Below are 7567 nucleotides of genomic sequence, written 5' to 3'. Positions count from 1 at the left end.
GCGGCTGCGGCTGCCCGGTCCTCGACCGCCCCGAGGCCACCGACGGCTACGCACCCAGCCGACCGCAGCAGCGGTTCGTGCGCACCCGCGACCGCACCTGCCGCTTCCCCACCTGCGGCCAACGCGTCGGGTGGGCCGACGCCGACCACGTCATCCCCCACGCCTCCGGCGGCGCCACCGACTGCGCCAACCTGTGCTGCCTGTGCCGCAGCCACCACCGCCTCAAGACCTTCGCCCCCGGCTGGCACTTCGCCATGAGCACCGACGGCGTGCTGACGGTGACCACTCCGTCGGGCATCACCCGCACCACCCGGCCACCGGGCATGCGCCCACCACCGCCCGCACCGGACCCTCCACCGGGGCGAGCCGCACCACCCGACCCCGCCGACGACCCGCCACCGTTCTGACCCACGCCCGCGAGGGCGCGCGTCAGGTGAGGGCCCGCTCGAGGAACGCCCCGACGACGGCACGGAAGGCGGCCGGCTGCTCCACCCACGGGAAGTGACCGCAGTCGTCGATGGCCGCGGCCTCCCCACGCAGGAACAAGTCGGCCACCGCTAGCACCGGAGTACAGCCGGCCGCCGTGTCCTGCGCTCCGGCGACGACGAGGGTCGGTGCGGCCACCGAGGCCAACCGCTCACGGAGCCCGCCCGGGGTGTCCCCCGCCATGAACGCCCGCGCCGCGGCCAGCGAGTACCGCATCGCCTCCGCGTGTCCGCGCGTCGTCGCGTCCCACCGGGCGTAGCCGAGCGGCGCGGTGCGCAGGCGCCAGGCGGTGAAGGTGTCGTCGTCGGTGAGGTCGGGTCCCGCCTCGAGCGCCGCCAGGGCTGATGCCACGGCCGGCTCCCCCGCCCGGGCGGCGACCAGGTCCGCGACATCGGACGGCACGTCCACCAGGTACTCGGCGGGCGGCGTCACCAGGACCAGCGCCGAGAGGCGCTCGGGGAAGCGGACCGCGTAGGCCACGGCCAGGCGGGTGCCCGCGGAGTGCGCCACCACAGCGCACCGGTCGAGCCCCGCCGAGGCCCGCAGCCGGTCGACGTCGTCCGCCTGCTCCCACCGCGAGGCGAGCGGGGCGTCGCGCGACCGGCCCACCCCGCGCAGGTGCGGCAGCACCAGCCGGTACCGCTCCCCCAGCCCGGCCAGGTCCCCGAGGTACGACGGGTGGGCCGCCGCGCCACCCGCGAGCACCAGCAGCGCCGGCGCGTCGGCACGTCCCAGGACATCGGCGTGCAGGTCCACGGCTCAGCGGCCGTAGCGGACGGCCAGCAGGCCGTCGTCGGAGTCGGTCAGCCGGCCGCCGGCGGCGGCCATCGCCGCGGCCACCCCCGCCAGGCGCTCGTAGGCCGCGGCGGCGTCGGCCAGCGTGACGGCCCGGTCGGCGGCGTGTCGGAAGGTCAGCGCCTCGATCGTGCGCACCAGCGCGCCGTCCTCCACCGCGTGCACGCGCAGCGCGCTGCCGTCGGCGACCAGGTCGTGCCCCGGGCCCACGCGCGCCGGCGCCACCGCCCACCGGCGCTCCCCCGCGTCGGCCGCCGTCACCTGACGGTCGAGCTCGGCGAGCAGCCCGGCGGCCGGCTCGGGGCCCGACACCTGCCGCGGGCCGGCGCCGCCCCACGCGACCACGGACGTCCGCCGCGCGGCGCGGAGGTCGAGGACGTCGTCGCCCGGTGCCGGCGGCTCGTCGACCACCCGCACGCGCCAGACCGGCAGCGGCGGCGCCTGACCGCCCCCGGGCGGGACGACGACGCCGTCGCGGGCGCGCGCCCGGCGGGAGGGGCGGGTGGCGACCAGGTGGCCGTCGCGCAGCGGCTGCTCCGGGACCCACCCGGCGGCGTGCGCGGCCCGCAGCTCGGCGGCGAGCGCGGTCAACCGGGCGACGACGTCGTCGAGCGTGCGGGCGCCGTCGAGCTGCCAGCGGTGCTCGGTCTCGTACCGGGAGCCCGGCCAGGGCGACGGCGGGTGGGGTGCGGTGGCGGTCATGGCGTCTCCACGCGGACGCGTCCCGGGCCGCGGCGGGGTGACGGCAGCAGGTGCCGCGCCGGCGCCGGGCCCACGGGGTGCGTCGCGGGTCGGGGCCGGCGGGGGTCCCCGGTCGGGGGCCGCACCGGCCGGCCGATCATGGCACGCGCCGCCGGTCAGTCCAGGGCGTAGGTGGCCTCGACGACGGCGTGGACGGTCACGTCCTGCGGGTCCAGGTGCAGCTCCGGCTCGCCGCCCAGCGAGCCGCGGGCCTTGGCCATCACGAGCTCCGGGCCGCCGGCCGTCGCCGACGACAGCCCCGCGTCGGCCAGCTCCACCAGCGCGCCCAGCGGCCGGCGGACGGCGTCGGCGAGGTCCTCGGCCGCCTCCCGGGCCGCGTCGACGGCGGCCCGGCGGACGGCGCGGCGCGCGGACGCGGGGTCGTCGAGCACCCACCCGACCCCGGAGATCTCCGCCCCGGCGCCGGCGGCCACCTCGGCCACGGCGTCCGCCGCGCCGGCGTCCACCCGCACCGACCCGCTCACCGACGCCTCCCACCCGTCGCGCCGGTGCCGGCCGGTGTCGGGGTCCCAGGCGTGCCGCTCGTGCACTGACACCCGGGACAGCACCACCCGGCGCACCCCGGCGGCCACCTCGAGCGCCGAGCGCAGGCCCGCGGTCAGGGTCGAGGCCCGCTCCAGCGCCTCGGCCCGCGACGACGGCGACACCGCGCGGGCGAGCACCGCCAGCACCGCGGCGTCCGGCGCGTGCTCGGCGCTCGCCTCCCTGCGGACGCGCACCACGGCACTCACACGCGCGACCCCGCGGGCACGGCCAGAGCCGCCTCGAAGCACCCGTGCAGCAGGTCGAGGCGCTCCACCAGCCGGGCCACCCACGCCGGCGAGGTGCTCACCGGCACCGGCTCGAGCATCAGCGACCAGAAGAGCCGGTCGACCGCGCCCACCCGCACCCACCGCAGCTCCTCCGGCGACAGGGGGCTCCCGACCGCGGCCGCGAACCCCTGGGCGACCCGGCGCTGCAGGCGGCCCGCGTCGGGTCCAGCAGCGACGAGGCCGATCGCACGGCCGAGCAGGGGCAGCAGTCGCGGCCGGTCGGCGTCGGAGAGGACGTCGTTGGCGTGCCGCAGCACGGCGGCGAGCTCGGCGTCGACGCACTGCGGCGCGTCGGTGAACGGCTCGCCCGCCAGCAGCGCCGTGTACTCGAGGAAGCACGCGCCGCGCGCGGGTGCGCGGTGCCGGCCGCGGCCGAGCACCGGCAGCGAGTCCGGGATCCGTTCCATGGCAGCGCCCCCTCCGCCGGGAGCCCCGAGCGTAGGTCCGGCGCGCCGATCGGCCCAGTCCGGCGGCGACCACCCGCTCCTCGGGAGGCCGTCGTCCCGGAGCTACTCGGCTGGGGCGCCTCAGGGCACGACGTCGGGGACGAAGCGCTGGCTGTCCTTGGGTGGGCGGACGTAGTCCTCGTCGACCGGCGGGCGCGGCGGCAGCTGCGGCGGCTCCGGCGTGAGGTCCTCGTAGGGGACCTGGGCGAGCAGGTGGGTCATCACGTTGATCCGGGCGCGCTTCTTGACGTCGGCCTCGACCACCCACCACGGCGCCTCGGGGATGTCGGTGGCGGCGAACATCGCGTCCTTGGCCTTGGAGAAGTCGACCCAGCGGTTGCGCGCCTCGAGGTCCATCGGGCTGAGCTTCCAGCGCTTGGTCGGGTCCTCGAGCCGCTTCTGGAAGCGCTTCTCCTGCTCGGTGTCGCTGACGGAGAACCAGTACTTGACCAGCACGATCCCGCTGCGCACGAGCATCCGCTCGAACTCGGGGCAGGAGCGGAGGAACTCCTCGTACTCCTCGTCGGTGCAGAACCCCATGACCCGCTCGACGCCCGCGCGGTTGTACCAGGACCGGTCGAGCAGGACCATCTCGCCGCGGGTGGGCAGGTGCGCCACGTAGCGCTGGAAGTACCACTGCCCGCGCTCGCGCTCGGTCGGCGCCGGCAGCGCCACGACCCGCGCGGCCCGCGGGTTCAGCGTCTCGGTGATCCGCTGGATCGCGCCGCCCTTGCCGGCCGCGTCCCGCCCCTCGAAGACGACGACGACGCGCAGCCCGCGGGCGCGGATGAACTCCTGCTGCTTGACCAGCTCGACCTGCAGCCGCGCGACCTCCTTCTCGTACCAGGCCGTGTCGACCTTGCCGGTGGACGACGGCGACTCCTCGACGGAGGGCGCGGACGGCTTCGTGGTGGCCATGCCGCAGCATCGACCCGCCGCCGTGCCGGGGCAAGGCGGCGGCGGGCCGTCAGCGGGTCGGCAGGCGGCTCAGGTCCCGCAGAAGGTGACGTACGGGCCGGCCGGGCCGGGCTCGGCGTAGCGCTCCAGCCCCGAGCGCTCCTCGAACGGCCGGCTCACCACCTCGACGAGCCGGTCGAACGGCGCCAGGTCACCGGCGGTCGCGGCGGCCAGCGCCTCCTCCACCAGGTGGTTGCGCGGCACGTAGACGGGGTTGACCCGGTCCATCGCGTCGGCGTCCGGGCCGGTCGCTCGCCACCGCTCGATCCAGGCGTCGATGCCGGCGAGGTCGAGCACCAGGCTGCGCGCGGGCTCGGCGTCGCCCCGCGCGGCCGCGGACAGCCGGCGGGCGAACGAGGTCAGGTCCACCTTCCCGGCCTGCAGCAGGTCGAGCAGGTCGGTGACGAGCGCGGTGGCGACGGCGTCGTCGAGCCCGGCCGGCAGGCCGAGCTTGGCCCGCCACCCGCCGAGCCACGCGGCGTCGTAGGCGGGGCGGAAGCCGCGCAGCGCGCCGACGGCGAGCTCGACCGCCTCCTCCTGCTCCTCGGCGAACAGCGGCAGCAGCGCCTCGGCGAGCCGGGCGAGGTCCCACTCGGCCACCAGCGGCTGGTTGCCGTACCGGTACCGCCCGCCCTCGTCGACCGAGCTGTACCAGGCGTCGGCGTCGTAGCCCTCCATGAACGCGCACGGGCCGAGGTCGATGGTCTCGCCGGACAGCGTCACGTTGTCGGTGTTCATCACGCCGTGCACGAACCCGACGAGCATCCACCGCGCCACGAGCCGGGCCTGCGCGGCGACGACCGCCTCGTACAGCGCGAGGTACCGGTTCGGCGCCCCGGCCGCGGCCGGGTGGTGCCGCTCGATCGCCTCGTCGGCGAGCCGCCGCAGCAGGTCGCGGTCGTCGGTGGCACGCGCGTACTGCGCGCTGCCGACCCGCAGGTGGCTGGCCGCCACCCGCGCCAGGACCGCGCCGGGCAGCACCGTCTCGCGCCGCACGGGACGGCCGGTGGCGACGACGGCGAGCGCGCGGCTGGTCGGGATGCCGAGGGCGTGCAGGGCCCGGCCGACGACGAACTCGCGCAGCATCGGCCCGACCGCGGCGAACCCGTCGCCGCCGCGGGAGAACGGCGTGCGGCCCGAGCCCTTGAGGTGCAGGTCGCGCAGCCGGCCCTCGCCGTCGGTCAGCTCGCCGAGCAGCAGCGCCCGGCCGTCACCCAGGCGCGGGTTGTAGTAGCCGAACTGGTGGCCGGCGTAGGCCTGCGCGACCGGCCGCGCGTCCTCCGGGACGGCGGTGCCGGTGAGCAGCGCCAGCCCGGCGGGGGTGCGCAGCGCGCCGGCGTCGAGCCCCAGCTCGGCGGCCAGCTGCTCGTCGAGGGCCAGCAGCCGCGGCGCCGGCACGTCGGCCGCCTGCCACGGCACCGCCATCTCCGGCAGGGTGCGGGCGAACCGGTCGCCGAGGGCGACGGTCAGGGCGGCGGGGGCGGCACTCACCCCGACCAGTCTACGAGCGCCCCGCCGCTCGGACCCCCGCCGATCAGACCTCCGTCGCGACCCCGCGCTCGACCCACCGGAACCGGCGCCGCACGTCCTCCGGCGCGGCCGCGAGCTCCCGCTCGGCGCCCGCGCGCCCCTGCCGGAAGTGGCTCCACCCCTCGTGGTGCACCGGCACGACCACCCGCGGCGCGGTCAGCCGGGCCACCCGCGCCGCCTGCCGGCCGGTCATCGAGTAGCGCAGCGGCCCGCTCACCGGGAACCGCACGCCGCCCAGGTGCAGCACGGCGACGTCGACCCGCAGCCGCTCGGCGACCGACCGGAGCCCGCGGAAGGCCACCGTGTCCCCGGAGATCCACAGCACGCCGTCGGTCCGGCCCGGCTCCCGCAGCGCGAACCCGACGACGTCGCCGACCACCGGGCGGCTCAGCGGCGGCCCGTGCCGGGCGGGCGTGGCGGTCACCTCCAGCGGCGGCAGCCCGGGCGCGGCGAGCACCGTCGACTCCCAGGGCCGCAGCCCCCGGGCGTCCCCACCGAGCCGCCGGGCGCCGGACTCGGTGGTCACCACCACCGGCACGCGGTCCAGCAGCGCCCGGCCGGCGTCGTCGAGGTTGTCGGCGTGGTGGTCGTGGGTGAGCAGGACCGCGTCGACCGGCAGCAGGTCCTCCGGGGCGAGCGCGGGGCCGGCGGTCTTGGTCGACCCGGTGCCCCAGCCGAAGGAGTACGAGCGGCCGGGCGGGTCGAAGGTGGGGTCGGTGAGCAGCCGCCACCCGTCCAGCTCGACGAGCAGCGTCGGCCCGCCGACGTGGGTGAGCCTCACTGCGCCCCGGCCGGCTCGGAGCGGGAGCCGGTGGCGTGCGCCAGCGCCCAGTCGAGGACCTCGTCGGCGATCCGCTCCCACCCCGGCTGGGCGGGCAGCAGGTGGGCGTAGCCGGGGTACTCGCGCAGCTCGGGAACGGGGTCGCCGCGGTAGTGCGCCGCGTTCGAGCGCTGGATCGCCGGCGGCATGATGTGGTCCTCCCCGCCGGAGACGAACAGCAGCGGCGGGCGGGCCGGGTTGCCGTAGTCGACGTGCGCGTCCTGCGGGCCGGGCATCAGGTTGGCCAGCACCGAGTTCCACAGGATCCGGCCCGAGGCGGGCACGTGGTAGCGCCGGTACAGCTCGCGGGACTCCTCCCCGGAGAACGTGTTGGTGAACGCGTAGTGCCACTGCTCCTCGGTGAGCCCGACGGCGCGGTGCCGGTTGGCGGGGTTCTTGAGCACCGCCCACGTCGAACGCAGCTGCGACAGCGGGACCACCCGCACGCCCTCGGTGGGCGCGGAGTTGAGCACCACGCCGCAGGCGCCGAGCGCGCGGTCGAGCAGCAGCTGCACGATCGTGCCGCCGGCCGAGTGGCCGATGAGCACCGGCGGGCGGTCGAGGCCGCGGACCACGTCGGCGATCGAGTCGACGATCGCCGGCAGGGTCACCTCGGCGACCGGCGTCGGGTCGGCGTTGAGCGCCTCGACCTCTCCCTCGAAGCCCGGGTAGGTCGGCGTCAGCACCCGGAACCCGCGCCCCTCGTAGTGCGCCTTCCAGTGCTCCCAGCTGCGCGGGGTCACCCAGAAGCCGTGGACGAGGACGATGGTGTCGGGGACGGACGGCACGGTCATGGTCGCTCCCTCGCAGGTGGTGGCCGGTGAGCCGGAGCCTGGCAGCGGGACGGCGCGCCGGCCGTGCCCTGCGTGCACGACCGCGGTCCCTGCCCGCACGTCGCCTGCTTCCCGGCGCGGGACCGGCTCTGCCAGGCTCGGCGGCGTCCACGGGGACCACCGCTG

The 7567-nt window shown here is 77.3% G+C and carries 9 protein-coding genes; 1 reads left to right on the top strand and 8 read right to left on the bottom strand.

What is annotated here, in order from left to right:
- Window positions 1–407 (top strand): HNH endonuclease signature motif containing protein (locus ACI79X_RS16850; protein WP_457026568.1); only part of this gene is annotated, 407 nt, incomplete at its 5' end.
- Window positions 408–429: 22 nt separating this feature from the next.
- On the opposite strand, the gene ACI79X_RS16845 is transcribed toward ACI79X_RS16850, so the two are convergent.
- The 8 genes from ACI79X_RS16845 to ACI79X_RS16810 form a co-directional block, all read right to left on the bottom strand.
- Window positions 430–1242 carry an alpha/beta fold hydrolase gene (locus ACI79X_RS16845; protein WP_457026567.1) on the bottom strand — a complete coding sequence of 271 codons (813 nt, stop codon included), beginning with the start codon at window positions 1240–1242 and terminating at the stop codon, window positions 430–432.
- A 3-nt stretch (window positions 1243–1245) separates the two neighbouring features.
- Complete coding sequence (locus tag ACI79X_RS16840; RefSeq protein WP_457026566.1) at window positions 1246–1983, bottom strand: hypothetical protein; 738 nt, start codon at window positions 1981–1983, stop codon at window positions 1246–1248.
- A gap of 155 nt (window positions 1984–2138) precedes the next feature.
- Window positions 2139–2762, bottom strand: a complete 624-nt coding sequence (locus ACI79X_RS16835; RefSeq protein ID WP_457026565.1) for an SIMPL domain-containing protein — start codon at window positions 2760–2762, stop codon at window positions 2139–2141.
- An 8-nt stretch (window positions 2763–2770) separates the two neighbouring features.
- Window positions 2771–3262: a hypothetical protein gene (locus ACI79X_RS16830; RefSeq protein WP_457026564.1), complete on the bottom strand. Its 492-nt coding sequence runs from the start codon at window positions 3260–3262 to the stop codon at window positions 2771–2773.
- 120 nt (window positions 3263–3382) lie between these two features.
- Entirely contained in the window at window positions 3383–4219 is an 837-nt protein-coding gene (gene ppk2 / locus ACI79X_RS16825; RefSeq protein ID WP_457026563.1) for a polyphosphate kinase 2, read from the bottom strand.
- A 69-nt stretch (window positions 4220–4288) separates the two neighbouring features.
- A complete protein-coding gene (locus tag ACI79X_RS16820; protein WP_457026562.1) occupies window positions 4289–5749 on the bottom strand; it encodes a protein adenylyltransferase SelO in 1461 nt (486 codons plus the stop codon).
- 43 nt (window positions 5750–5792) lie between these two features.
- Window positions 5793–6569, bottom strand: a complete 777-nt coding sequence (locus tag ACI79X_RS16815; protein ID WP_457026561.1) for an MBL fold metallo-hydrolase — start codon at window positions 6567–6569, stop codon at window positions 5793–5795.
- Window positions 6566–7402 (bottom strand): alpha/beta hydrolase, encoded by an 837-nt coding sequence (locus ACI79X_RS16810; RefSeq protein ID WP_457026560.1) that lies wholly within the window; start codon window positions 7400–7402, stop codon window positions 6566–6568. Before ACI79X_RS16810 ends, ACI79X_RS16815 begins: the two co-directional genes overlap by 4 nt.
- Window positions 7403–7567: the final 165 nt, after the last annotated feature.

The organism is Geodermatophilus sp. SYSU D01119, from assembly GCF_054049975.1.
The sequence above is the reverse complement of the archived record's forward strand: the minus strand, read 5'-3'. Positions and strand labels throughout refer to the sequence as shown.

Excerpts from the sequence above, each read along its gene's own strand:
- ACI79X_RS16840 (WP_457026566.1), bottom strand. The coding sequence starts at position 1,983 with ATGACCGCCACCGCACCCCACCCGCCGTCGCCCTGGCCGGGCTCCCGG.
- ACI79X_RS16830 (WP_457026564.1), bottom strand. The coding sequence starts at position 3,262 with ATGGAACGGATCCCGGACTCGCTGCCGGTGCTCGGCCGCGGCCGGCAC.
- ppk2 (WP_457026563.1), bottom strand. The coding sequence starts at position 4,219 with ATGGCCACCACGAAGCCGTCCGCGCCCTCCGTCGAGGAGTCGCCGTCG.
- ACI79X_RS16810 (WP_457026560.1), bottom strand. The coding sequence starts at position 7,402 with ATGACCGTGCCGTCCGTCCCCGACACCATCGTCCTCGTCCACGGCTTC.